24 protein-coding genes and 1 tRNA gene are annotated in these 24,168 nt (G+C 45.4%); 11 read left to right on the top strand and 14 right to left on the bottom strand.

The window, feature by feature from the left end; all coding sequences use genetic code 11:
* Positions 1-14 precede the first annotated feature (14 nt).
* The 4 genes from R7F64_RS15795 to R7F64_RS15780 are packed head-to-tail and all read left to right on the top strand — an operon-like array spanning position 15 to position 3,601.
* Positions 15-1,202 (top strand): beta-ketoacyl-[acyl-carrier-protein] synthase family protein, encoded by a 1,188-nt coding sequence (locus tag R7F64_RS15795; RefSeq protein WP_318071881.1) that lies wholly within the window; start codon positions 15-17, stop codon positions 1,200-1,202.
* Positions 1,195-1,659 (top strand): hotdog family protein, encoded by a 465-nt coding sequence (locus R7F64_RS15790; RefSeq protein ID WP_054578012.1) that lies wholly within the window; start codon positions 1,195-1,197, stop codon positions 1,657-1,659. Before R7F64_RS15795 ends, R7F64_RS15790 begins: the two co-directional genes overlap by 8 nt.
* Entirely contained in the window at positions 1,656-2,381 is a 726-nt protein-coding gene (fabG, locus tag R7F64_RS15785; protein ID WP_005388326.1) for a 3-oxoacyl-ACP reductase FabG, read from the top strand. The genes R7F64_RS15790 and fabG overlap by 4 nt, the downstream gene beginning before the upstream one ends.
* Positions 2,378-3,601: a beta-ketoacyl-ACP synthase gene (locus R7F64_RS15780; protein WP_042523982.1), complete on the top strand. Its 1,224-nt coding sequence runs from the start codon at positions 2,378-2,380 to the stop codon at positions 3,599-3,601. The genes fabG and R7F64_RS15780 overlap by 4 nt, the downstream gene beginning before the upstream one ends.
* A gap of 94 nt (positions 3,602-3,695) precedes the next feature.
* Here the strand turns inward: R7F64_RS15780 and R7F64_RS15775 are convergent, their stop codons facing one another.
* Positions 3,696-5,387, bottom strand: coding sequence for a class I SAM-dependent methyltransferase (locus tag R7F64_RS15775; protein WP_005382296.1), 1,692 nt, complete (start codon positions 5,385-5,387; stop codon positions 3,696-3,698).
* 163 nt (positions 5,388-5,550) lie between these two features.
* Positions 5,551-5,627: transfer RNA gene (locus R7F64_RS15770), tRNA-Arg, on the bottom strand.
* A gap of 203 nt (positions 5,628-5,830) precedes the next feature.
* On the opposite strand from R7F64_RS15770, the gene folD reads away from it, so the two are divergent.
* A complete protein-coding gene (gene folD, locus R7F64_RS15765) occupies positions 5,831-6,691 on the top strand; it encodes a bifunctional methylenetetrahydrofolate dehydrogenase/methenyltetrahydrofolate cyclohydrolase FolD (RefSeq protein ID WP_005382297.1) in 861 nt (286 codons plus the stop codon).
* A 68-nt stretch (positions 6,692-6,759) separates the two neighbouring features.
* On the opposite strand, the gene R7F64_RS15760 is transcribed toward folD, so the two are convergent.
* The 4 genes from R7F64_RS15760 to R7F64_RS15745 form a co-directional block, all read right to left on the bottom strand.
* A complete protein-coding gene (locus R7F64_RS15760; RefSeq protein ID WP_318071880.1) occupies positions 6,760-7,959 on the bottom strand; it encodes a NupC/NupG family nucleoside CNT transporter in 1,200 nt (399 codons plus the stop codon).
* 257 nt (positions 7,960-8,216) lie between these two features.
* Positions 8,217-9,161 carry a LysR family transcriptional regulator gene (locus R7F64_RS15755; RefSeq protein ID WP_017634801.1) on the bottom strand — a complete coding sequence of 315 codons (945 nt, stop codon included), beginning with the start codon at positions 9,159-9,161 and terminating at the stop codon, positions 8,217-8,219.
* Positions 9,162-9,248: 87 nt separating this feature from the next.
* Positions 9,249-10,220, bottom strand: coding sequence for a lytic transglycosylase domain-containing protein (locus tag R7F64_RS15750; protein ID WP_005388330.1), 972 nt, complete (start codon positions 10,218-10,220; stop codon positions 9,249-9,251).
* Positions 10,221-10,268: 48 nt separating this feature from the next.
* Positions 10,269-10,550, bottom strand: coding sequence for a YcgL domain-containing protein (locus R7F64_RS15745; RefSeq protein ID WP_005382303.1), 282 nt, complete (start codon positions 10,548-10,550; stop codon positions 10,269-10,271).
* 197 nt (positions 10,551-10,747) lie between these two features.
* Between R7F64_RS15745 and minC the strand changes: the two genes are divergently transcribed.
* The 3 genes from minC to minE are packed head-to-tail and all read left to right on the top strand — an operon-like array spanning position 10,748 to position 12,506.
* Positions 10,748-11,410, top strand: coding sequence for a septum site-determining protein MinC (minC, locus tag R7F64_RS15740; RefSeq protein WP_005382304.1), 663 nt, complete (start codon positions 10,748-10,750; stop codon positions 11,408-11,410).
* Positions 11,411-11,427: 17 nt separating this feature from the next.
* On the top strand, positions 11,428-12,240 hold the full coding sequence (gene minD / locus R7F64_RS15735; protein ID WP_005388331.1) for a septum site-determining protein MinD: 813 nt from the start codon (positions 11,428-11,430) through the stop codon (positions 12,238-12,240).
* Positions 12,241-12,242: 2 nt separating this feature from the next.
* Positions 12,243-12,506, top strand: coding sequence for a cell division topological specificity factor MinE (gene minE, locus R7F64_RS15730; RefSeq protein ID WP_005388332.1), 264 nt, complete (start codon positions 12,243-12,245; stop codon positions 12,504-12,506).
* Positions 12,507-12,583: 77 nt separating this feature from the next.
* Here the strand turns inward: minE and rnd are convergent, their stop codons facing one another.
* From rnd to R7F64_RS15695, 7 genes are all read right to left on the bottom strand, one after another.
* Positions 12,584-13,702: a ribonuclease D gene (gene rnd, locus R7F64_RS15725; protein ID WP_031777213.1), complete on the bottom strand. Its 1,119-nt coding sequence runs from the start codon at positions 13,700-13,702 to the stop codon at positions 12,584-12,586.
* A 78-nt stretch (positions 13,703-13,780) separates the two neighbouring features.
* Entirely contained in the window at positions 13,781-15,472 is a 1,692-nt protein-coding gene (fadD, locus tag R7F64_RS15720; RefSeq protein WP_005382216.1) for a long-chain-fatty-acid--CoA ligase FadD, read from the bottom strand.
* A gap of 106 nt (positions 15,473-15,578) precedes the next feature.
* The gene (locus R7F64_RS15715) at positions 15,579-16,433 is read right to left on the bottom strand and encodes an alpha/beta fold hydrolase (RefSeq protein ID WP_005382215.1); all 855 of its coding nucleotides are present in this window, start codon (positions 16,431-16,433) and stop codon (positions 15,579-15,581) included.
* Positions 16,434-16,439: 6 nt separating this feature from the next.
* The gene (locus R7F64_RS15710) at positions 16,440-16,997 is read right to left on the bottom strand and encodes a Slp family lipoprotein (protein ID WP_005382214.1); all 558 of its coding nucleotides are present in this window, start codon (positions 16,995-16,997) and stop codon (positions 16,440-16,442) included.
* Positions 16,998-17,038: 41 nt separating this feature from the next.
* Positions 17,039-17,344: a hypothetical protein gene (locus R7F64_RS15705; RefSeq protein ID WP_017819942.1), complete on the bottom strand. Its 306-nt coding sequence runs from the start codon at positions 17,342-17,344 to the stop codon at positions 17,039-17,041.
* A gap of 60 nt (positions 17,345-17,404) precedes the next feature.
* Positions 17,405-18,106: a tRNA (adenosine(37)-N6)-threonylcarbamoyltransferase complex dimerization subunit type 1 TsaB gene (gene tsaB, locus R7F64_RS15700; protein WP_017819943.1), complete on the bottom strand. Its 702-nt coding sequence runs from the start codon at positions 18,104-18,106 to the stop codon at positions 17,405-17,407.
* 29 nt (positions 18,107-18,135) lie between these two features.
* Positions 18,136-20,076 carry an ATP-dependent DNA helicase gene (locus R7F64_RS15695; RefSeq protein ID WP_005382210.1) on the bottom strand — a complete coding sequence of 647 codons (1,941 nt, stop codon included), beginning with the start codon at positions 20,074-20,076 and terminating at the stop codon, positions 18,136-18,138.
* A 218-nt stretch (positions 20,077-20,294) separates the two neighbouring features.
* On the opposite strand from R7F64_RS15695, the gene purU reads away from it, so the two are divergent.
* From purU to R7F64_RS15680, 3 genes are all read left to right on the top strand, one after another.
* On the top strand, positions 20,295-21,128 hold the full coding sequence (gene purU / locus R7F64_RS15690; protein ID WP_005382206.1) for a formyltetrahydrofolate deformylase: 834 nt from the start codon (positions 20,295-20,297) through the stop codon (positions 21,126-21,128).
* A gap of 206 nt (positions 21,129-21,334) precedes the next feature.
* Positions 21,335-22,954: a S1 family peptidase gene (locus R7F64_RS15685; RefSeq protein ID WP_005382202.1), complete on the top strand. Its 1,620-nt coding sequence runs from the start codon at positions 21,335-21,337 to the stop codon at positions 22,952-22,954.
* Between the two features lie 4 nt (positions 22,955-22,958).
* Positions 22,959-23,327, top strand: a complete 369-nt coding sequence (locus R7F64_RS15680; protein ID WP_005382200.1) for a hypothetical protein — start codon at positions 22,959-22,961, stop codon at positions 23,325-23,327.
* Between the two features lie 72 nt (positions 23,328-23,399).
* On the opposite strand, the gene R7F64_RS15675 is transcribed toward R7F64_RS15680, so the two are convergent.
* Entirely contained in the window at positions 23,400-23,996 is a 597-nt protein-coding gene (locus R7F64_RS15675; RefSeq protein WP_167415073.1) for a VOC family protein, read from the bottom strand.
* Between the last annotated feature and the right edge of the window lie 172 nt (positions 23,997-24,168).

Here is a 24,168-nt window from a genome sequence, read left to right as displayed (position 1 = left end):
TTTAGAATAACAATATGCCTATTCGCTCTTCTCAACCTTTGTATATTCAGGCCTGTGGCTTTCACTCTGCCATGGGACAAGATGATGCGCTCATCCACCAGTGTTTATCGGGAGCGAAGCCATCCAACATGGTGGTTGACCGAGATATTTTAAATTCAGGCCGCCAAACAGTAATCGGTCGAATCGCACAGACGTTACCGCAATTACCACCCGCACTCAGCCAGTTTGATACGAGAAACAACCGCCTCGCACTTTCGGCTTTGCAGCAAATCGAAGGCGACGTGCGTGACGCCATTGCTAAATATGGTCGTGACCGTATCGCAGTCGTGATCGGCACCAGCACATCTGGCATTTCAGATGGCGAAATCGCATTTGGTGAAAAGCTGGCAAAGGGTAATTTTCCTGCCGACTACCATTACACCAAACAAGAGCTTGGCAACTGCAGCGATTTTATTGCCGCCTACTTTGATTTGAGCGGCCCACATTACTCAGTTTCAACCGCCTGTTCTTCTAGTGGTCGTGTCTTTTTAACCGCGCAACGCCTGATTCGCTCTGGCATTGTTGATGCAGTTATTGTGGGTGGTGTGGATACCATTTGTCGCCTCACACTAAACGGCTTTAACGGTTTAGAAGCTCTATCCGATACCCTTTGTAAGCCGTTTGACCAACATCGCAACGGCATCAATATCGGTGAAACCGCAGCATTAATGTTTCTAAGCAAAACACCTGCGCCCGTTGCTCTTCTCGGAGCTGGCGACAGCTCAGACGCACACCATATTTCCGCACCACATCCAGAAGGGTTAGGCGCAGAAGAAGCGATGAAAAAAGCGTTGGCCAATGCAGGACTTACAGCGCAAGACATTGGTTACATCAACGCGCATGGCACAGCAACGCCGTTAAACGATGCGATGGAAAGCAAAGCCATTCATCGCTGCTTTGGTGACTCCGTTCCCGTAAGCTCGACAAAGCCACTTACCGGACACACATTAGGCGCAGCAAGTGCAACGGAAGCCGCGATCGCTTGGCATATTCTCAAGTACAACCTTGATTTGCCAATACAACACTGCGAAACCAAAGCAGACGATATCCATATATCGTTAGTTGAGACGCCAACCAAACTGGGTAACAAAGCGATTCTCAGCAACTCTTTTGCTTTTGGTGGCAATAATATTAGTCTTATTTTTGGTTACGCTCATGACTAAACTTCCTCCCATCGAACAACTTTTGCCACACGACAAACCAATGATCTTGGTCGATCGTGCTTTGGATGTTCAACAAGATACGACTCACTGCCAGGTTGATATCGCAGAACACAACCCGTTCTTCGACTCGGCCTCTCAAACTGTGCCAGCTTACGTTGGCATTGAGTTTATGGCGCAATCTGTCGCGGCGTGGTCTGGTTACCACGCATTAATGAAAGAACAAGCGCCACCGATTGGCTTTTTGCTTGGTAGCCGTCGATACACGTCTGAATGCGATACGTTTTCTCGCGGACAGGTGCTCGATGTGTATGCTGAAAAAGTTATGGAAGATAACGGTATGGCGGTTTTTTCAGCCCGTATTGAGCTACAAGGAACTGTTGTAGCGACTTGCCAATTGAACGTTTACGTTCCATCAGAAGAAAAATTACAAGAAATGAAAATCAGGAGTCAACAATGACCCGACAAGTCCTCGTTACAGGTGCCAGCAAAGGCATCGGTAAAGCCATTGCCGTTCAATTAGCCAAAGATGGTTTCCAAGTCATTGTCCATTACATGGGCGATCAACAAGGCGCGCAAGACACCCTAAACACCATCGAACAGCATGGTGGTAGCGGTCGTCTTATCCAATTCGACATCAGTGACCGTGCAGATTGTCGTGAGAAGCTAGAAGCCGATATCGCCGAACACGGCGCTTACTATGGCGTAGTAAACAACGCTGGCATCACAAAAGATACCGCTTTCCCTGCGATGACCGAAGAAGAATGGGATGGTGTGATTCATACCAACTTAGACAGCTTCTACAACGTTCTTCACCCTTGTGTTATGCCAATGGTGCAAAAGCGCAAAGGCGGCCGAATTGTTACGCTTGCATCAGTCTCTGGCCTAATGGGGAATCGTGGTCAAACTAACTACAGCGCAGCGAAAGCGGGCGTAATTGGTGCAACAAAATCACTCGCGCTTGAACTGGCAAAACGCAAAATCACCGTCAACTGCGTTGCTCCAGGGCTTATCGACACAGGCATGGTAGACGAACACGTGAAAGAACATGCGATGCCGCAAATTCCTTTGCGCCGCATGGGAGAGCCAGAAGAAGTTGCTGGTTTAGTCAGTTACCTTATGTCTGACATCGCAGGCTATGTAACTCGCCAAGTCATTTCGGTAAACGGAGGCCTAGTATGAGCCATCGAGTTGTTGTAACCGGAATGTCAGGCGTGACTGCGTTTGGTAACGATTGGCAATCTGTCGAACCAAAACTGCGTGACTGCCAGAACGCGACGCAATACATGCCTTCTTACGAACAGTATGATGGTTTGAACACCAAGCTCGCGGCACCAATTTTAGATTTTGAACTGCCAAAGCACTACAAGCGCAAGCAAGTACGCGGCATGGGGCGTGTTTCCAAATTGGCGACCGTCGCAACAGAAAACGCACTGAGCCAAGCAGGTTTGATTGGTAACGACGTACTCACCAATGGTCAAACGGGTATCGCATACGGCTCATCAACAGGCAGTACTGATGCAATCGGTGCATTTGGTGTCATGCTGAATGAGAAAACCACCAAAGCGATCACCGCAACGACTTACGTGCAGATGATGCCGCATACCACAGCAGTGAACGTTGGTCTATTTTTCGGTTTGAAAGGCCGAGTGATCCCAACCAGCAGTGCATGTACCTCTGGCAGCCAAGCAATCGGCTACGCCTACGAAGCGATCAAACATGGCTACCAAACGGTAATGGTTGCTGGTGGCGCTGAAGAATTGTGCCCAACGGAATCCGCTGTCTTCGATACCCTTTTTGCCACCAGTCTGAAGAATGAAGACCCGAAAAGCACACCAAGACCTTATGACTCCGATCGCGATGGTTTGGTGATTGGTGAAGGTGCGGGAACGCTAGTTCTGGAAGAGTACGAACACGCCGTCGCTCGTGGCGCGAAAATCTATGCAGAAATCATCGGTTTTGCCAGCAACTGTGATGCCGCACACGTCACTCAACCACAGATGGAAACCATGCAAATCTGTATGGAAATGGCTTTGCAAAATGCGGGCATTCCTGCTGAGAAGATCGACTATGTATCTGCTCACGGCACTGCCACCGACCGCGGCGATATTGCGGAAAGCAACGCAACAGCGAATGCTCTGGGCAAAGTGCCAATCAGTTCACTCAAGAGCTACTTTGGCCACACACTAGGCGCCTGTGGCGCGATTGAAGCGTGGCTAGGTTTAGAAATGATGCACACAGGCTGGTTCAACCCAACGCTCAACCTAAAAAACCTCGACGAGCAATGTGGTGATTTAGACTACATCGCCGGACAAGGCCGAGAGCTGGACGTGAAATATTTGATGAGTAACAACTTCGCCTTTGGCGGCATCAACACCTCCATCATCTTTAAAAAGATGTAATGCCCTTAGTAAATGCAAAAGCGCTGGTTAACCAGCGCTTTTTTGTTGGTTGCCTATCAGGTTCATATATCACGCTGTAACGGCAAACAAGACATTACCATTCCGCGATACAAAGGCGACTTTTAACACCACGAATTTGTAATCCCATCGCTTCAAAGACATGCTCAAAATCTTGACAAGATGCAGGCACATTAGGTAGCGACAATGAAGCCTCGGTAAAAAACGTCCGACTCAAATTATCCGTCTCTCCCCAAGCTAACTGCCACCAATCCAAAATTCGCGGCTTGGATGCGTTTAATCGATAGCTAGCAGGAATACGATCACGCTTGTTTAGGTTTTCAACCTTAGATGTTGGTAGTAAGTTCCACTTATCATTGTTGGGCCAATAAGCAAATGGCAAACAGTGATCAACGTGATACTCATTTCGTAATTTGCTTCCACTCCATACACTGACAATGTCGCAATGGCTGAGCTTCAACTGTTCAATTCTCTTTCGCACGACTCGCGTATCATGGTCTTTATCAATCCAGACCAAACAATCATGATACGTTTGCAGTGGAATACCCCGCTCTTGATTAGACCGAAATCGTTGCATTTCCATAATCCATTGGTTGACCACCAGCGGCTCAATCCAAGAGTTATACAATCGAAAACAATCCCAAAGGCTTTCATCCAACACAAACAGCCCATAACCTTCGAGGAACTCGCTATCCACAACAATTGAACGTTTTGGCTTCTTAGCTGAACGAATCATTTCAAAGTAAGGGTTTGATTTATCACCTTGATAGGTAAAAGTGACGGGACCATCTTTTATGGTTTTTAAGCTGTCTTTTATCGCTTTATCAAGCGCCACTGCATCTTCACCAAAAAATGTCGTGCCTATAGCAAGATCATCAGGACTTAAATGGGAAAGTCTGCCCCAGCCATCGGGCTTTATAAAACCTAGCCCTTTAGACGAGTTCGAGCTTTGCTGGATGTTCTCTTTATCGATTAAACGCTTAAATTGACGAATCCAATATAAGCCAACTAATCCTAATGGGATTGCAACTTTACCTTCGCTGCGATCAACCACTGCACCAGAATGAGCGTCTGCAATACGTAGTAAAGTACGTAGTAGTGCGAGCTTATAGGTAGCCGATTTGGAATCATTGACGATAATGTGGCGAACCTTATTCAGATCACCGGAACCATCATCAGGCAAAGACATCACTACAGTTTGCCAAGATACACCCGTTCGCTTTAACTGATCGTCATCGAGAGATACGTTTCTCACCATTAAAGCGCTATTCTTTGCAAACTTTTCGAGCTCTTCAACCGATACGGGATAAGCTTTACGACCGTCAGAAAAGTCACCGTGACGAAGGCTAATCACCAATCGACCATTAGGCGCTAACAAATTTGCAAGTTTGCGAAATGCACGTTCACGGTGCGTAGGCGCAAGATGCATCCATACCGCACTGACAAGAATTAAATCGAAGCGAAAGCCAAGATTAATGGTTTTCTCAAGCTTAGGTAATGCATCTTCAAGCCAAGTAACGGAATCGCCACAGTAAGACTTACCAAGCCTTAGAAGTGCTTGAGCAGGCTCGATCGCAACAACTTCACACCCATGCTCAGCCATCCATTTCGCGTCTCGACCAGAGCCCGCGCCAACATCTAACACACGATCTCCAGCCTGGGGCCAGAAGACTCTCCAACTCGCGTGGACATCCTCAAACTGGATCGATGTGTATTGCTTCGCGAAAGAGTCGGCGTGTCGGTCATAAAAGTTAGAAGTGGCAGGCATAAAGGTTAACGAAAGGTAATTAATATGCGTCCATATTAATTGCTAGAAATTGCAATGGCTAGAATGCCATTCAAAAGTTGTAGATAGAGTGGCAATTACAGCCAAAAACCTAAAAACGACAAAGCCCCGACAACTCAAAGAGTTATCGAGGCTTTTGAATAAATGGCACGCCCTATTGGATTCGAACCAATGACCACATCCTTAGAAGGGACGTGCTCTATCCAGCTGAGCTAAGGGCGCGCTACAGGGACAGGATTATACGAGTTCAAACGGGTAAATCAACGGGTTTTCATAACATTCTGATCTGAATGCCTAAAAAAAGTCCATTAAAACGCTTAATGTTCAAAAACACCACAAAGCAAACGTTTGCGTATGGATGTTAATAAGAAATTCTGCGACAATGCGCCGCAGATAATCTGCCTTCTTAATTTATAAGGAAAGTCATGACTGCTCAAAATATAGACGGAACTCTCATTTCCCAAACTGTTCGATCCGAAGTGGCTGCACGTGTTAAAGCACGTGTTGAAGCTGGGCTACGTGCTCCTGGTTTAGCAGTGGTTCTAGTTGGTGAAGATCCTGCTTCTCAGGTTTATGTTGGTAGCAAACGCCGCGCATGTGAAGAAGTTGGGTTTGTTTCTAAGTCTTTTGACCTTCCTGCGTCTAGCTCAGAAGAAGAGTTACTAGCTCTGATTGATGAATTAAACAACGATGATGAAATTGACGGCATTCTAGTGCAATTACCCCTTCCTGCGGGCATAGACACAACACATGTTTTAGAGCGCATTCACCCAGAGAAGGACGTGGATGGCTTCCATCCTTACAACGTTGGTCGTCTTGCGCAGCGTATTCCAAAGCTTCGCTCTTGCACGCCAAAGGGCATAATTACCCTACTCGACCGTTACAACATTGAGCTACGTGGTAAACATGCGGTTGTGGTTGGTGCATCAAACATTGTTGGTCGTCCAATGACACTTGAGCTGCTGCTTGCGGGCTGCACAACAACAACATGTCACCGTTTTACCAAAGACCTAGAGAGTCATGTGCGTCAAGCTGACGTTGTCGTGGTGGCGGTTGGTAAGCCTAACTTCATCCCTGGTGAGTGGATTAAAAAAGGCGCAGTGGTGGTCGATGTCGGTATTAACCGTCTTGATTCAGGCAAACTAGTTGGCGACGTGGAATACGACAAAGCACGTGAAAGTGCGAGCTTTATTACTCCTGTTCCTGGTGGCGTTGGCCCAATGACCGTCGCAAGTTTAATTGAGAACACGATGCTCGCTTGCGAACAGTTCCACACAGACAAATAACGTAAAACTTCAGATACGAAAAAGGCTCCGCAAGGAGCCTTTTTGCTAATTGTTGATATCTATTTCAATTACAGACTTAAAATCACGCCCGCAATCGAAGCGCTCATTAAGTTCGCCATGACACCAGCGATAATCGCACGGAAACCATGCTTAGAAACAAATGCACGCTTTTCTGGTACCAATGAGCCCAACCCACCAATCAGCATCGCCATGCTTGAGATGTTTGCAAAGCCACACAAAGCAAACGTCACGATTGCTTGTGAGTGTTCACTAAGTTGAGAATTCACTTCTGCAAGCTGGATGAAAGCGACGAACTCATTCACCACAATCTTGTTACCAATCAGCGAGCCTGCTGTGGTTGCTTCTTGCCATGGTATACCCAACAACCAAGCGACTGGCGCAAACACAAAACCTAGGATGAGCTCAAAACTTAATGGTGTCCCAATAAGATCACCTATCCAGCCTAACATGCCGTTTAGCATTGCAATGACACTAATAAACGCCAGTAACGTACCACCGACCGATACAGCAATGCGTACACCCGCCATGGCACCATCGGCTAATGCTTCTACTACGTTGGTTGCACGTGGAATTTCAACTTGGCTAATGTCGATATCTGCTGCTTTATCCGTATCTTCTGGCATTAAAATTTTTGCCATCAACAAGCCGGCAGGTGCTGACATAAATGCAGCAGCAATAAGATAGTTGAGGTCGACACCCAGTGATGCGTAACCAACCAACGTTCCGCCAGCAACTGACGCTAAACCACCTGTCATAACTGCAAAGAACTGCGAGTCAGTCATGTGTTTTAGGTAAGGCTTTACCATTAATGGTGCTTCAATGGTGCCAACAAAGATATTCGCCGTAGCAGACAAAGACTCAGCACGACCGATACCCAGCAGCTTTTGAATACCACCACCGATAAAGTTAATGATTTTTGGCATCACACCAATGTGATAAAGACCTGAGATAAGAGAGGAGAAGAAAACGATGATACCCAGAACATTGATCGCAAAGGTGAAGCCCCCTGTCGCCAAATTACCGAATAAAAACGCAATGCCCTCTTGACCATAGTTGATCAAATTCGACACAACACTGCTCACTGAATTCAGCGCATCTCTTCCTGCTGGTACATATAAAACCAACAACGCAAACAGTACCTGCAAAGCAAACGCAAACGACACCGTTCTCAGCTTTATATTTTTTCTATTTGTAGAAAGTAGCCATGCTAGGAATAGTATGGCTACGATACCAATAATTGAGTTCATAAAATGAATCCGACAGAAGGGGGATATGGAAGGCACCGGATTGTATAGCGGACTCAAAATGCTGCAAGTTGAGGATGTTAACAGTGTGAAAAGTTTAAGCGACCAATAACTGACCAACAAAATAACCAATTGAATTTATTGAAGATAAACGTTTGCTTATTTTAATTATTTCCATATAGAAAATATGTTTCTGGTTCAGGAAAAATTTTTGTGAAGTGAATCACCTTATGTGTCGTTCTACAACGTCATTGATCCTGTTATTTAGGAATAGAGATGTAAGGTGCCAAACGTTGGTCCCAATGACAAGGGTTGCCGATCTTCTGTTTGATAAAGTTAATCACTGCGGATATTTTTTTTGGCATATGCTGGCGGCTTGGGTATACCGCATAAAACGGCATCGACTGGCTGGCTTTCCAGTCAGGTAACAGCTGTATTAACTTACCCGTTCTAAACTCATCCCCCAGCAAGTAAGTGGCAAGGTAGGCAATACCCCAACCTGCAATAGCCGCATCCCGAACGGCTTCTGCCAGATCTACTGAATAGTTACCCGAGACTTTTACGTTCAATTCTTGCTGATCTTTGGTAAACGCCCACCCCGTATAGTCACGCTCCCAGCTTCTGTATATGAGGCAGTTGTGAGCAGATAGGTCATCCGGTTCTGTTGGCGTGTCATGTTTCAATAAGTAATCTGGCGATGCCGCAACAACAAACTGGCAATCCGTCAAACGCTGCGCAATGTAACCTTCAGGCAAATGCTCGTTGTTGGTTACCCATAAATCGAGCCCTTCGGCTAACATATCGACCTTATAGTCAAACAGATGTACTTCCACTTGAAGTTGAGGATACAGTTCGCGTAACTCTTGAATCGCTGGAATAATGTGTAAGGTACCAAATGATTGCGACAACCCAAGACGTACCAAACCTGCTACTTCATCCCGCTGGGTTTCCATCTCTAATGTGGCGCTGCTCACCGCTTGTACCACTTGCTCACAGTGATGAAAAAAGGTTTTCCCTGCCTCTGTCGGCGTAAAGCTTCGCGTAGTGCGTTGAACAAGCTTGATACCAAGAGACGCTTCTAACTGACTCAACTGTTTACTCACATGAGACACCGACACGCCTAAGCTCTTTGCAGCAGCTGTGAAGCTTTTGTGTTTAAGAAGAGCGGAGAAAATCACCATTTGTGCGGCACGTTCAGATAACACGCTTTACCTCGATTTGGTTATAGAAAAAACAAAGGGCTCCGAAGAGCCCTTGTATTGAAGACTGGATGCCGAATTGTTTGTGGCAGATCAGTATTTAATGCGGTCAGCCAAGTGGCTCACAGCAAGTGCGAAGTAGTAAGAGCGGTTCCACTTCATCAATACGTTGTAGTTATTGTAAACCAGATACGTACGACCATTCTCGTCGTCCGGCATGATCAACCATGCTTTGATGTCTTCATCCAGTTTTGGCAACGGGCTACCGTCATATTTTGTGATACCTAATTGGCTCCACTCTTGAAGGTATTTGCCTTTTTCAGCCGTGCGCCCTTCCAGGCTGCGATCAATATTTTTAGGAACCTTAACTTGGCGACCCCAAGTATATTTATCATCCCAACCAGACTTGCTCAAATAGTTAGCGGTTGATGCAAACACGTCCGCTTCAGATTGCCATATGTCTTTTTTACCATCACCGTTGCCGTCAGCAGCAAAACGAAGGAAAGAGCTTGGCATAAACTGGCATTGACCCATCGCACCAGCCCATGAGCCTTTAAAGTTCTCTAGCTCAATATGGCCTTGATCGAGGATCTGCAGTGCCGACATGGTCTCTTTACGGAAAAACTCTTCACGACGGCCTTCAAATGCCATTGTGGATAGTGCATCAATCACTTTAAAGTTGCCGGTAAACTTACCAAAGTTACTTTCAACTCCCCAAAGTGCCACAATAAAGCGCGGGTGGACACCGTACTCATCGCCTATACGCTTTAGCTCAGTGTAATGCTCTTTGTAGAGTTGTCTGGCTTGCTTCACCTTCCATTCAGGCACCGCGCGAGGAATGTACTCATCCAATGTCAGTTTCTTTTCTGGTTGGTTTCGGTCCGCTTTTACTGCTCGCGGCTTGTACTCAACATTAGCAAAAGCAGCACTAATGACCTGCTCTGAGATACCTTTATCACGAGCTTCAGCACGCAGCTTATTCAAGTATTCATCAAAACCCTCGCTACTTGCAAAAGCCGAGGTACACATACCAACGCTAAGCATGGTAGCCAGTATCTTTTTCATATTGCCCTCCTTGAGCAAGGCAGAAATCCCAGATGAAAAACGATGACGTTATTCGCCTTTCTGCTGGGCTTTTTGTTCTTTGTACTTTTCTAATAGGTTCTCCGGCGGCGGTGGAACCTGAAGAAAGAAGCCATCATTTTGTAATGAAGCCTTCACTTTTTCGATATCAACTTGTGCCAATTTACGGCCATCAAGTTTAATCGTCATGACAGCGATAGGCTTACCGAACATCTGCATTAAGGTGTCAGGAACCTGTGAAAAATCATCCTTTTTCGGAATATAGAGATAAGTACCTTCTTTTTTCGAGCTTTTATAAATAGAACAAAGCATGACACGCCTTTTATGCTGATTTAGCCGCGTTGAGTGCGGATTAGGTTGAAAACGTCAAATTCTCGCAAACTTAATAGCAAATTTGAGATTAATTCACCTATTTGCCCACGAGAGAACTTGCTGCGTCAAAGGATGAAATATAACATGACATACCTAGTTTAAGGCAACGCTCTTTCAATAAAGGCAAGAAGTCCACGATGACCCATTCACCAGACCTTAAAGGTAGCAGTTTTACATTGTCAGTTTTACACCTTTCTGACAATGAGATCGCAAAGACTGTCGAATTTTTGCAAGAAAAAGTTTCTCAAGCACCTTCTTTTTTTGCATCCGCGCCTTTGGTAATCAATATAGCAAAAGTACAAGGCGACATTGATTTCCCTAAGCTTAAACAAGGCATCTCAGATGCCGGTTTTATTCCGGTCGGTGTAACGGGCTGTAAAGACAAGCGTGTACAAAACCTTGCTTCCGAAGCTGGCTTCGCCATTATGTCGGCGAGCAAATCGCCAAGCCAAGCACCTGCCAAAATGGCACCAACGAAAGTAGTTCGTACGCCTGTCCGCTCAGGACAACAGATCTACGCAAAAGATGGTGATTTGGTGGTGCTAGCGCACGTAAGTGCAGGTGCTGAAGTCATTGCTGACGGCTCTATTCATATCCATGGCACACTTCGAGGTCGTGCGATTGCAGGAGCAAGTGGTCAGCAGGAAGCGCGTATTATTTGCCACGATTTACAAGCAGAACTGGTATCCATTGCGGGTGACTACTGGTTAAGCGATCAAATTGAAAGCGAGTACTGGCAAAAGAAAGTAATGATCAGTAAAGCCGATGAATCATTACATTTAGAAGTTCTCGCGATTTAATCTAAAAAGGAAAAAAAATGGCACGCATTATTGTAGTAACGTCTGGTAAAGGTGGCGTTGGTAAAACCACTTCAAGCGCAGCCATCGCCTCTGGTCTAGCTCTTAAGGGAAAAAAGACCGCGGTGATCGATTTTGACATCGGTTTGCGTAACCTCGATCTAATCATGGGCTGTGAGCGCCGCGTCGTGTATGACTTTGTAAACGTCATTAACGGCGAAGCGACATTAAACCAAGCGCTGATCAAAGATAAGCGCACGGACAACCTATTTATTCTTCCTGCTTCTCAAACTCGTGATAAAGACGCACTGACAAAAGATGGTGTTCAGCGCGTATTCGGCGAACTTGATGAAATGGGCTTTGATTTCATTATTTGTGATTCACCAGCAGGTATCGAGCAAGGCGCGTTAATGGCCTTGTACTATGCCGATGAAGCCATTGTCACAACGAACCCAGAAGTCTCTTCTGTGCGTGACTCTGACCGCATTCTCGGTATTTTAGATTCTAAGTCACTGCGTGCAGAACAAGGGCTAGAGCCAGTAAAACAGCATCTGTTACTGACTCGCTACAACCCATCTCGCGTCACTCAAGGCGAAATGCTAAGCGTTGAAGACGTTGAGGAGATCTTACATATTCCACTACTGGGCGTGATTCCAGAAAGCCAAGCCGTGCTTAACGCGTCAAACAAAGGTGTGCCAGTCACTTTTGACGATAACACCGATGCGGGTATGGCTTATTCTGACACCGTTGATCGCTTATTAGGCAATCAGGTTGAATTTCGTTTCCTTACTGAGGAGAAGAAAGGACTCTTTAAACGACTCTTTGGAGGCTAGACATGTCATTATTAGAATTTTTCCGTCCACAGAAGAAAACTTCTGCGAATCTAGCTAAAGAGCGTTTGCAAATCATTGTCGCAGAGCGCCGCAGCCAAAATGATCCTGCGCCGTCTTACTTGCCTCAATTAAAAGAAGACATCTTGAAGGTGATCAGCAAGTACGTGGCAATTGATCCAAATATGGTTGACTTAACATTTGAGCACAAAGACGACGATATCTCAGTTCTTGAGCTAAATGTGAAGCTACCAGACGAAGAAAAGTAATCAGTTTCTCTCGCCAGACGAATGCTCTAATTAGAACGAAAAAGGTTGGCATCGAGGCCAACCTTTTTCATCTTTCATTACTTTAATGCTTTGTTCATCTTGTCGCCGAGTAAATCCAAACGCCACCCTTGCATCAAATCAGGCAACACTTCTGGGTCACGATCTTTTTTCCAAACCCAACTGATCAACTGATTGATCTGCTTTTTAGAGGCAAGGAACTCCGTGGCTAAACCAGACTTCTGCGAAGCCGATTTCACCAAGTCTTTCATATTTTTGAAGACCTGCTTGTAACCCGGATAGTCCATTAAACGCTCAATTTTCGCAGGATACTCTTCAGAAGGTGTTTGCTTCGCTTGTTTAACAATCGCGGCAATCTTCGCGCCATGGCGGTTAATCGCTCGGATATCAATATCTTCTGCTTCCATCTTCTTAAAGTTCGTTAAACCAAGACGAGCGACCGTTAATAGATCACCTTCTTTGAAGATAAAGTTCAGCGCTAAATCTCGTTTGATTGCTTCACGATAACGCCACGTCGCCAATGGCTTTAAAATCGCCAGCTCAGAAGGTTTTAATTGCCAAGCGCCCTTAATATCAAGGTAGGCATTCTCTTCATTGGTTACGCGAATACGTTTCGAAACGAGTAAATCACTTTCTTGCTGTACAGCTTCCCACCAACCTGCTTGCGTCACCTTATCGAACAGCTTTTCGTATAACGGTAACAAGTAATGAACATCTGCGGCAGCATAATCTAATTGCTTTTGTGTCAGTGGACGAGCCATCCAGTCGGTACGTGATTCACTTTTGTCGAGCTCTACGCCTAAATATTCTTCCACCAGCGATGCGAAGCCTGTCGATAGGCCGTGACCGAGAAAAGCGGCCATCAGCTGCGTATCCACCATAGGGAATGGTGTACAACCAAAAGCGTTTTGGAAAACTTCTAAATCTTCACCACATGCGTGCAGCACTTTTAGCACAGAAGTATCTTTTAATAGCGCTACAAACGGCGTCATATCCGTTAATTCAGTCGGATCAATCAGCGAGAGGCGATTACCATCGAAAAGCTGAATCAGACCTAACTGCGGGTAGAAAGTGCGAATACGAACGAATTCGGTATCCAGCATCACTACGTCTGCCTCTCGGGCATGAGTGCAAACCTCTTCTAGGTCTTTGTTTTTAGTAATAATTTGATAGTTCACATACTTCTCGCTATAAAAATGCCAGCAAAACGCTGGCATTCTATCATTTTTTAAATCTCTCGACTCGACGAAATCGGCTTATGCGCTTTTCTTCGCAAGTTCAGCGTCATTCTCTTCGCGTAAAACACGACGCAAGATCTTACCGACATTGGTTTTAGGTAAGTCTTCGCGGAACTCAACCAACTTCGGAACTTTGTAGCCAGTTAAGTGTTCTCGACAATGCGCGATCACTTCGTCTTTGGTCAAGCTCGGATCACGTTTCACGACATAAATCTTCACTAATTCACCAGACACTTCATGCGGCTGACCAATAGCAGCAACTTCAAGTACTTTGCCGTGTAGTGCTACAACGTCTTCAATTTCGTTCGGGTAAACATTAAAGCCTGATACTAAGATCATGTCTTTCTTACGGTCAACGATATGCAGGAAGCCTTCGTCATCGAACTTAACGATGTCGCCAGTTGATAGCCAGCCGTCTTCGTTAATCGTATCTTTCGTTGCTTCAGGTCGTTGCCAGTAACCTTGCATAACCTGAGGACCACGAACTTGAAGTTCACCAGTTTCAGTATTCGCAAGAGCGTTGCCTTCTTCGTCCACGATACGAACTTCTGTTGATGGTACCGGCAGACCAATAGAGCCATTGTATTCAACAAGATCATGCGGATATGCCGCCACCAACGGAGAACACTCTGTTAGACCGTAACCTTCGAGCAAATAGCAACCCGTGGTCTTTTGCCATCTTTCTGCCACTGAGCGCTGCACTGCCATGCCGCCGCCAACGGCTAAACGTAGATTACTGAAATCCAACTCGTGGAAATCTTCATTGTTGACCAATGCATTAAATAAGGTATTCACGCCCGTAATCGCAGTAAACGGATGCTTTTGTAGCTCTTTCACGAACCCTGGAATATCTCTAGGGTTGGTAATAAGTAAGTTACGACCACCCATTTCGACAAACAGCAGACAGTTTACGGTAAGAGCAAATACGTGATACAGCGGTAATGCTGTTACGACTAATTCACGCCCCGGAGATAAAACCGGTCCGTACGCGCCTTTTGCCTGTAGAACGTTCGCAATCATGTTGCGGTGAGTCAGAATCGCGCCTTTCGCGACACCTGTCGTCCCCCCCGTATATTGCAGGAATGCAATGTCATCCCCAGACATAAACGGTTTAACGTATTGTAGACGACGACCTTTACGTAGAGCCTGACGCATTGAGATTGCACCAGGTAAATCGTACTTAGGCACCATGCCCTTAACGTACTTCACGACAAAATCGACAATCGTACCTTTCGCTCGTGGCAGCATTTGACCAAGACTGGTTAACACTACGTGTTTGACTGGTGTTTTATCGACAATTTGTTCTAACGTATTCGCAAAGTTAGACACAATCACAATCGTCGTCGCACCTGAGTCATTCAATTGGTGTTCAAGTTCACGAGGAGTGTAAAGTGGGTTAACGTTTACGGCGATACAACCTGCACGCAAAATACCAAACAACGCCACTGGGTATTGCAGTAGGTTTGGCATCATCAGAGCAACACGGTCACCCTTTTGCAGTTTTAACTCGTTTTGCAGATACGCTGCGAATGCGCGACTACGCTCTTCCAATTTACGGAAGGTCATAACCGAGCCCATGTTCATGAATGCTGGTTGGTCTGCATATTTTTGTACAGACTGTTCAAACATTTCTACCAAAGACTCATATTGCTCTGGATTAATGGTTTCAGGTACGTCACTTGGATAACGTGAAAGCCATGGTTTATCCACGATGTTACTCCTCGTTTATAACTGGCTAAAAAATAGCGTCCTTTTTATTTTGAAAGCTATTACAGCACAGCGAACGTGCTTGAGCACGCAACTCTCAAACACTTGTTTAAATTTTGTTAACTACACCAAGAATTCGCGTTGCGACCTCGAGTATTTGCTCTAAATGACAGTGATGACCACCCTTGACAGAAACCACTTGCGGTGGGTTCTCTCCCCAATCAGCTTGGTTAGATGGTAAATTCTGAAATCCTTGATCGCCTAATACAATCAAATGAGGACAACGTATTTGGCTGGTAATCGAGTTAGCATGCGCTTGCGCCATTCGGTAAAGCGACGCACATTTTAACTTGGCGTCATGCCGCCAATACCATTTATCTCCTCGCTGCTCTGTTCCACGCTCGACTATCGGTAGAAGTTGCTCAGCGGTTAATTGGTTGGCTTGCATGCGTAATTTTAACGCCAGATCGAAGGAGGCAATGGCTCGCTCTGGCTTGTTTTGCTGTCTTATTCGACTTAAAACGCCATCGCGAAGACGAGGCAAACTGTTAGTAGGATCCTCATGAAGAGGTCCTGCTCCCTCAATTTGCACAAGAGCTTCGACCTGCTCTGGAAACGCTGCACTATAGCAACTTGCGATTAAAGCACCAAGTGAATGCCCTACTAATATCAGTCTGTTTGGTGATAATTCGTCCAAAAACTGATACAAATCGGCAATATAGTCGTGAAAGGGGTAATAATTATCGTGAGATTTATGACTCGATAAACCGTGACCAAAATGATCGATGGCGAGGAGGTGTAAGTGAGGATTAAGTTGATTCAACTGCTCCATGAGCGCTTTAAAGCTGCCCGCATTATCTAACCACCCATGAAGAAAAACGACTGACAAGTCAGCCGTTTTCTCGTTCCCTATCTCAAGGGCTGCCATTTTGCCGGCAGGAAGCTCGAATTGACGCTCATGCATCGCAGATTATTTGACCTGTTTTATCACTTTACCGTCTTGCGGGAAATCATTACGCCACATGCGGCAGTTAATCGAGTAACATGGGTAAAAGTAGGTTGGCGAGTCATACATGCGTACACGTTCTTCAATTTTCCATAAACGGTACCCTTCCCCCTTAATTACTGGGAAGATGTAACCGTGCTCACCGATCTTTCCTTCTTCTTCCCCTGCTCCTTTGCCTACAACCGTCACCAAACGGCCTTCACTAAAGGCGACAGGCTCTAAATAGCCATCAAAATAGGCGACAAAACGCCCCGTAGGCTCTTCATCAATATCAGGTTTACCAGACTTACTGATAGGAAGGTTTACAATCTCTAGACGCGTTTTATCTTTAAAGTTATCCACTTTAGCGATGATTCCACCAAGGCGAACATCTTCACTCACTTGCCCCTGAGACTCAGCAAACGCTTTATAGTCTGTAACGACCAATTCTGTGCTTGCATTTAGCTCCTCTGGCAAAGAGCTACACGCAGACAAACCAACCGTAGCAAATAATGCGAGAAAAAACCGTCCAAAAACCTTCATAAACCACCTTTCAATATTAGTAACCCCAAGCTGGGGAGATCTCACACGTAAATATCGACACCAAGTAATTGAGCCAGTTCCTCTTTTTTAGCTCGATTCATGACATCCATGTACTGCTCCATTGCTTTACGTGCGCCCCCTTCAGGAAGGTCATATTGCACTTGAGCTCGGTGAATTTGGGACTCATCCACGTGTTTTATGGAGTGCGCCACGGCGTTAGCAACCTTTGAAGGCTGACCTACAGGCTGCTTTGTTTGTGATTTATTTACCTGCTTCTTTTGACTGGCTTTATGAGTGCGATTTGCACCGGGAATCAAAGAAGGAGGCAAGCCATTAATCGACGCCATAGCACTCCATAAAAATACAGGGCAAACGCCCTGCTTTTTGTCAGGTTAATGAAAAACGGACTATTCGCGACCAGGAAGTTTTTTCCATGTCACATTATCACGTAAATAAACAGGGCTCGAATCTTCGACCGGCACGGTATTACCCTTTTTAAATTCTTGTTCAGCAAGAATCACGATGTCTTGTGAATCAGGGTACAGAACGTCACTATGCGTCAAATTAAACGGTAGGTCTGCTAATACTTCTTGGTAAGCATCCCAACCAGTACCTGCTGTCGTCCACGTTTTGTCGTCTGCTTGTGCTTCTTCAACGAGACGTGCTGGTGGAATTACGCACTCTGCATCCATCTCTGCCCACTCACCGTTTGCTTGGCGAGTGTAACGTGCCCAGTAAACTTCACCCATACGTGCGTCAATAGCCACAGCGACATCGGTCACACCATGTAAGCGATAGCTACCTTGAGCCATTGCAGCCAGCGTTGAAACGCCGATCATAGGTAAGTCAGCACCGAACGCCAAACCTTGTGCGATACCAATACCGATACGAACGCCAGTAAAGCTACCTGGACCACGTCCAAACGCTAACGCATCCAGCTCTTGTAGAGTCAGGCCAGCTTCTTTGAGTACTTCATCAACCATTGGCAGTACTTTTTTGGTGTGATCGCGTGGTGCAACCGCGCTACGTGAAATCACTTGATCATTAGCCAACAACGCAACTGAACAGTTTTCAGTCGCTGTATCGATAGCAAGAATTTTTGCGCTCATTTAACTCTCTACAACTCTCATTTATTGGGTTATGCCTCAGCACTTGCGTCTGTGACAGATTGTTCTGCTTTCAGGAATGCTTTGATTCCATCTAAGTCTCGCGTCCTTGGGATAGGTGGTAGACTTCCGAGGAAAATACCACCATAGTCTCGCGTGACGAGGCGATTATCACAAATGATCAACGCACCGTGATCCTTCTGATCTCGAATTAATCGCCCGACTCCCTGCTTTAACGTAATCACTGCATCCGGGATTTGTACTTCAGCAAATGGTTCACCGCCACGTAATCGACAATCCTCGATACGGGCTTTGAGTAACGGATCGTCAGGGGCGGTAAACGGTAATTTGTCGATAATAACACAGCTCAGCGCATCACCTCTAACATCAATCCCTTCCCAGAAAGCGCCCGTCGCCACGAGTAAAGCGTTACCCAGTTCCATAAACTCCGCCAAGGTTTTCTGCTTACTCATCTCCCCTTGCATTAACACAGGCAGCTCAAGTACTTCTCGGAACTTCTCACCTAGTTCACGCATCATGCTGTGCGAGGTACATAAAAAGAAGCAGCGACCATCATTTTCTTCAATCACCGGAGCAAGCATTCGGACTAACTTATCCGCTAAGCCGTTACTGTTTGGCTCTGGCAAATACCTTGGCACACAAAGGCGCGCTTGCTTTTGATAATCAAAGGGGGACGGCAGAGAAAATTGCTTTGTAGGCTTGAGGCCAAGGCGCTCAGTAAAGTGCTTGAAATCGCCCGATACGGCTAGGGTTGCTGACGTGAAAATCCAAGCGCCTTGTTTAATCTCTATTTGCTCATGGAACTTGTCCGCGACAGAAAGAGGCGTAATGTGCAGAGCGAAATGACGAGGCGAGGTATCGTACCAGTATGAGTAACCGGTAATATCGACATCACATACCCGGTCGATACGGCCTTTGATCAAATTGGCTCGTTCAAAGGCGGTATCCAGTAATTGACTGCGCCCTAAGGCTATTTTGAGTACATCAATCGCCAATTCGAGGCTGTCAGTTAAGCGCAATAATTCTCGCTTAATAGAACCTGATTGCAACGCCTCACGCCAGTTGCCACGAAAGCCTGGCTCACCCAATACAATCCGCATGTCCATTGCGCTTTGCATGAGTTTGTCGCCCACTTTTTGCAATTGACGCATATCTTTGGCTTCGGTGCGATAGGCTATTTCAATGTCTTTGGCAAGATCGTGAATTTGGCGGCTTGAAACTGACTGGCCGAAATATTCGCTCGCAATATCTGGCAACTGATGAGCTTCATCAAAAATAAACACATCGGCTTCTGGAATCAGTTCACCGAATCCTGTTTCTTTGATCGCTAAATCAGCAAGAAACAAGTGATGGTTCACTACAACAATGTCGGAATCCATGGCTCGCTTACGCGCTTTCAATACAAAGCAATCAGTGTAGCTCGGACATTCTTTACCTAAACAGTTATCATTGGTTGAGGTGATAGTCGGAATGATCATGCTGTCTTCTGGCAGATCATCACAATCACCAAGGTCACCTGTTTTGGTTTCTGATGACCAAGCACGCACTTTAACCAGTTGAGTTAATAACGTCGGGTCAGATTCATTAGTGTGGCTTTCGACCATTTGGCGGCTCAAACGATCCAAACACAGATAATTAGAACGCCCTTTTAATAACGCCACTTGGCCATAAAAACCAAGCGCATTGACCATGAGCGGTAAGTCACGATGGTACAACTGCTCTTGCAAGTTTTTCGAGCCTGTACTGATGATCACTTTTTTACCGCTTAACAGCGCAGGGACTAAGTAGGCGAAGGTCTTACCGGTTCCGGTTCCTGCCTCCACCACCAACTGGGTTTGATCTTTGATCGCACTGCTGACGGCTTCCGCCATATCGATTTGTGGCTGACGAGCTTGAAAGCCAGGAATGGCCTTACCTAACGCGCCATCAGAGGAAAAAGTTTTTGCGATCATGCTTGGTATTGAGTTTGAAAAATTATCGAGAGTATATCAGAGGAATAGGAGTGACATCAGCCCACAATCTGACCAGCTTGCGGCGACACGCGGATATTTTGTTGAAACCAACGTAAGAATAGATTATTTATGGTGAAACATGGCAGTACAGTTACACCCGCCAGGGAATAATAACAAATTCGTACGCTAAAATATTAATGCATGGAAGTACCTGATTTATGGAAAAGAAAACACTGTTGACCCACTGTTCTGACGCCCCGGGTCTCATCTCGAAAATTACTAATATCTGTTACAAGCACCAACTCAACATCGTTCACAATAACGAATTTGTTGATAATACCAGTGGCCACTTTTTCATGAGAACGGAGTTGGAGGGGTACTTCAACGATCAAACGTTTCTTGCCGACTTGGACCAAGCTCTCCCGCAAGGTGCTAAGCGTAAATTGGTTGGCTCTCGCCGTAAGCGCATCGTCATTCTCGTCACAAAAGAAGCGCATTGTTTAGGCGATATTCTGATGAAAACCTACGATGGAAGCCTAGATGTTGAGATCGCCGCTGTGGTGGGGAATTACGACAAACTGCAAACTCTCACTGAACGCTTCGACATTCCTTACCACCATGTGACCCATGAAAACCTTAGCCGTGAAGAACACGAGCAGAAGATGCTAGAAGTGATCGATCAATACGATGCTGACTTTTTGGTGCTAGCTAAATACATGCGCGTATTAACGCCGACGTTTGTTGAGAAATATCACCACAAAATCATTAATATTCATCACAGCTTCTTACCTGCTTTTATTGGCGCGAAGCCATATCAACAAGCTTACGATCGCGGTGTGAAAATCATCGGTGCAACAGCACACTTCGTGACTAATGATTTAGATGAAGGGCCGATCATCAAGCAAGACGTAATTCCTGTCGACCATACATTCAATGCCCAAGATATGGCGCAAGCGGGACGCGATGTAGAGAAGAACGTATTGAGTAAGGCTTTGAATAAAGTGATCAATGACCACGTCTTTGTTTATGGGAATAAGACAGTGATCCTGTAATCCCTCCGTACTAGTTACAACGATAGTGAAACCCGTCCAACTTGGCGGGTTTCATCTTTTCAGAAGATCCCCCCTCCAATTCTAACCATCAAAGTTAAACCGATACGTTATAATTTTTCATTTCTCCACAACTATTTACTGAGAGAATGATTCCGTTTATCATTTGCCCTCCTTATAATAAACCACGTTAATATTACGGAATTAAAATGAAAAAAACGTTAGTGGCTTTTCTGATTGGGCTGACTTTACCAGCAACCACAATCGCAGATACTCTTGAGCCTGTTCAGAATGATGTATCCACTCGCATTATCGGCGGCGAACCTGCCAACACTTCCGACTGGAAATTTATTGCTTCACTGGTACGTAAAGGACAACCTACATCTATTGGTCACTTTTGTGGTGGCAGTTTCCTAGGTGGAAAATACGTATTAACTGCTGCGCACTGTGTGGAAGGTCTTAATGCGGACGATCTGGATATCGTTCTTGGTCTTTATGACAAAAACAGAGAGTCTCAAGCACAGCGCATCGCCATTAAAAATATCTATTCACATGATGAATATAACAACATAACAACGAACAATGACATCGCTCTTATTGAATTAGAACGCAATATCGATAGCGCAACTATTGACCTGGCAACGCCAGAACTTTTAGATAGCGTACGCGTAGGAGACAAGTTGCACGTGGCTGGATGGGGAAATACGTCCACGACAGACCGAATATACCCAACCGTTTTACAACAAGTAGATTTGGAATACGTAGATCGAGCTACCTGCCAAAACCTACCAGGAAACTACTCTAATGTATCAGATGACGGTATTTGCGCCGGATACTATTGGGGAGGTAAAGATAGCTGCCAAGGAGATAGCGGCGGTCCACTCATCGTTGATGATAACGGTATCAACAAATTGCTAGGCGTGGTCAGCTGGGGGGATGGATGTGCTCAACCAAACGCTTATGGTGTTTACGCCAACGTCGCTCATTTTCAACACAATGGATGGATAGATAGCCATCGCAATACTATCAGCTTCACTAAGTACCGAGATCTTCGTTTCGTTGAGCGAAAAGCGCAGCAAGAGACCTTTACTATTCGTAATGACGATACTATCCCATTCAACATCTACCAAAGCACAATATCATACGGAAGTACCATCGAGAAAAGCACTTGTACTGGTACCTTAAAGCCTTCGCAAAGCTGTCAAATTACCGTCGGCTACCAACCTAGCTATTCGGGATCAGAAACAACGATAGAGCTCTTTACCGATCATCCGAAACTGTCCAGACTCACAACAACTTTCGAGTATTCAGGTGTAGATAAAGCAAGCAGATCAGTGCGTAATGCCATTCCGCTAGCAGACGCAAATGTTTATACCGGTCAAAACGCTTGGACGGCTGAAAATGGTGAACTGCAATCAGCGGATATGGGAGCTTATCCTGGTGTATCTGAGCTGGTTTTGACCGATCTTCCGAAGGGCAAACTTACCATGGATCTCAAAGTAATGTCCGATGGTTTTGATTACTTGTTCATCTTAGTTAATGGTGAAATTTACGATAGCACCAACCAACTCCTCGATTATAAAGAGATCCAGATCGATCTTTACAAAGCATCTAATACGATAACGTTTGAATACGTCCAACACCCGTTTTCAAGTGGCATTTACAGCGCGCAAGCATTTGTTCGCAACATAAATATGTCAGTCAGCACAGATAATACGGGCGATGCTGGTAACGACGTTAATAAAAAGTCTAGTTCAGGCGGCAGTTTATCTATTGGCCTACTGGTGTTAATGGCTGCAGGTTCATTCGTACGACGCAAAAAAAGGTAACGAGATGAAACATAGACTCAAGATATTCCTACTTGGTTTGGGCACTATCAGTTTAACTGCATGTTCAGCAAACGCAGGACTGCAAACAAACCAGACGTCTGAGCACCAAGCAATGATGGTAGAGACTTATAGGACAAGTGAGAGTCAAATTTCATTTATCACAGAGTCTAACGGCTGCAGTAAGAACGATGATTTTAGCCTAAAAATAGAGCAAAGCTCACAGACAGAAGCTCTTATTACTATCGTTAGAGACAAGGCGGATCATTGTAAACGAATGCCGTTTGCCAAAACTTTTACACTGCCTTTAGATGAAGAGTTGAAAGGCAAAAAACTTTCCATTACCAACCCAAAAAGCAAGTCACTGGCTAAATAGTGATTCGCTTACGAAAGGGAGCCTCGGCTCCCTTTTTGCCTATCGCAACTCAGCAATTCTCACCCTAGCGTTTTACGCCTGCTCAGACTCCACAATACGCTTAAGTGAATGCGGGTGCAGCTTGATACAAATGCCTTGGTACTTAAACGCCACCGTTGGGTTGTTCAAGCGTTCGCCATCCCCTTTCGGGCTCGACAGTTTGATCTTCACACCCAGCTCTTCCAACTCATTAAAACGCGCCCCAAACGCTGGGTAAGTATGTTTCAAATCAGCAAGAAACTCGTCTGCAGTTTCGGTATGAGACGGAATAACAAACTCCACATGTTCCCAGCTTTCAGTTGGGTAGATTTTGCCTTCCGCAGGGTATGGCAGTTCCAGACACTCTATCTTCCAGCCACGGCTTTCTAACGCTTTGTCGAATTCAATAACAATAATCGGGCGACCGTTGATTTTCGCTTGTGAAATCACCTTACCGTATTGATTCCATGCTTCATGCGCGGCTTTTGCTGTTTCAGTATCATTAATTCGCAGCGCAATATGGTCAGCTTGAGCAAAGCTCAGATCCAGTTTTAACAGGGATGCAAGCTCTTCAATCTTCGCCATAAATGCATCCAGATCTTGGATCATCAATTTAGGCGCTAGGCGTTTTTCAACTAGTTGAGTCGTCATTGTGGTTCTCTTTTGGGGCGATTTATCTCATTACTCTGAGCGCAATAGTAAACGCAAACCAAACCACATTTCCATTCAATCGAAAAAGTATAAATTTCCCCAATTCCTCTCTGTATGAAAAGCAATAAAGTTGTTATCATTAGCCCCATTTTTGTGAACTCCAACAGAACTC

The organism is Vibrio sp. Vb1980 (assembly GCF_033338615.1).
Classification (GTDB): Bacteria; Pseudomonadota; Gammaproteobacteria; order Enterobacterales; family Vibrionaceae; genus Vibrio; species Vibrio alginolyticus.
This window is presented reverse-complemented; position numbering and strand designations above follow the sequence as displayed.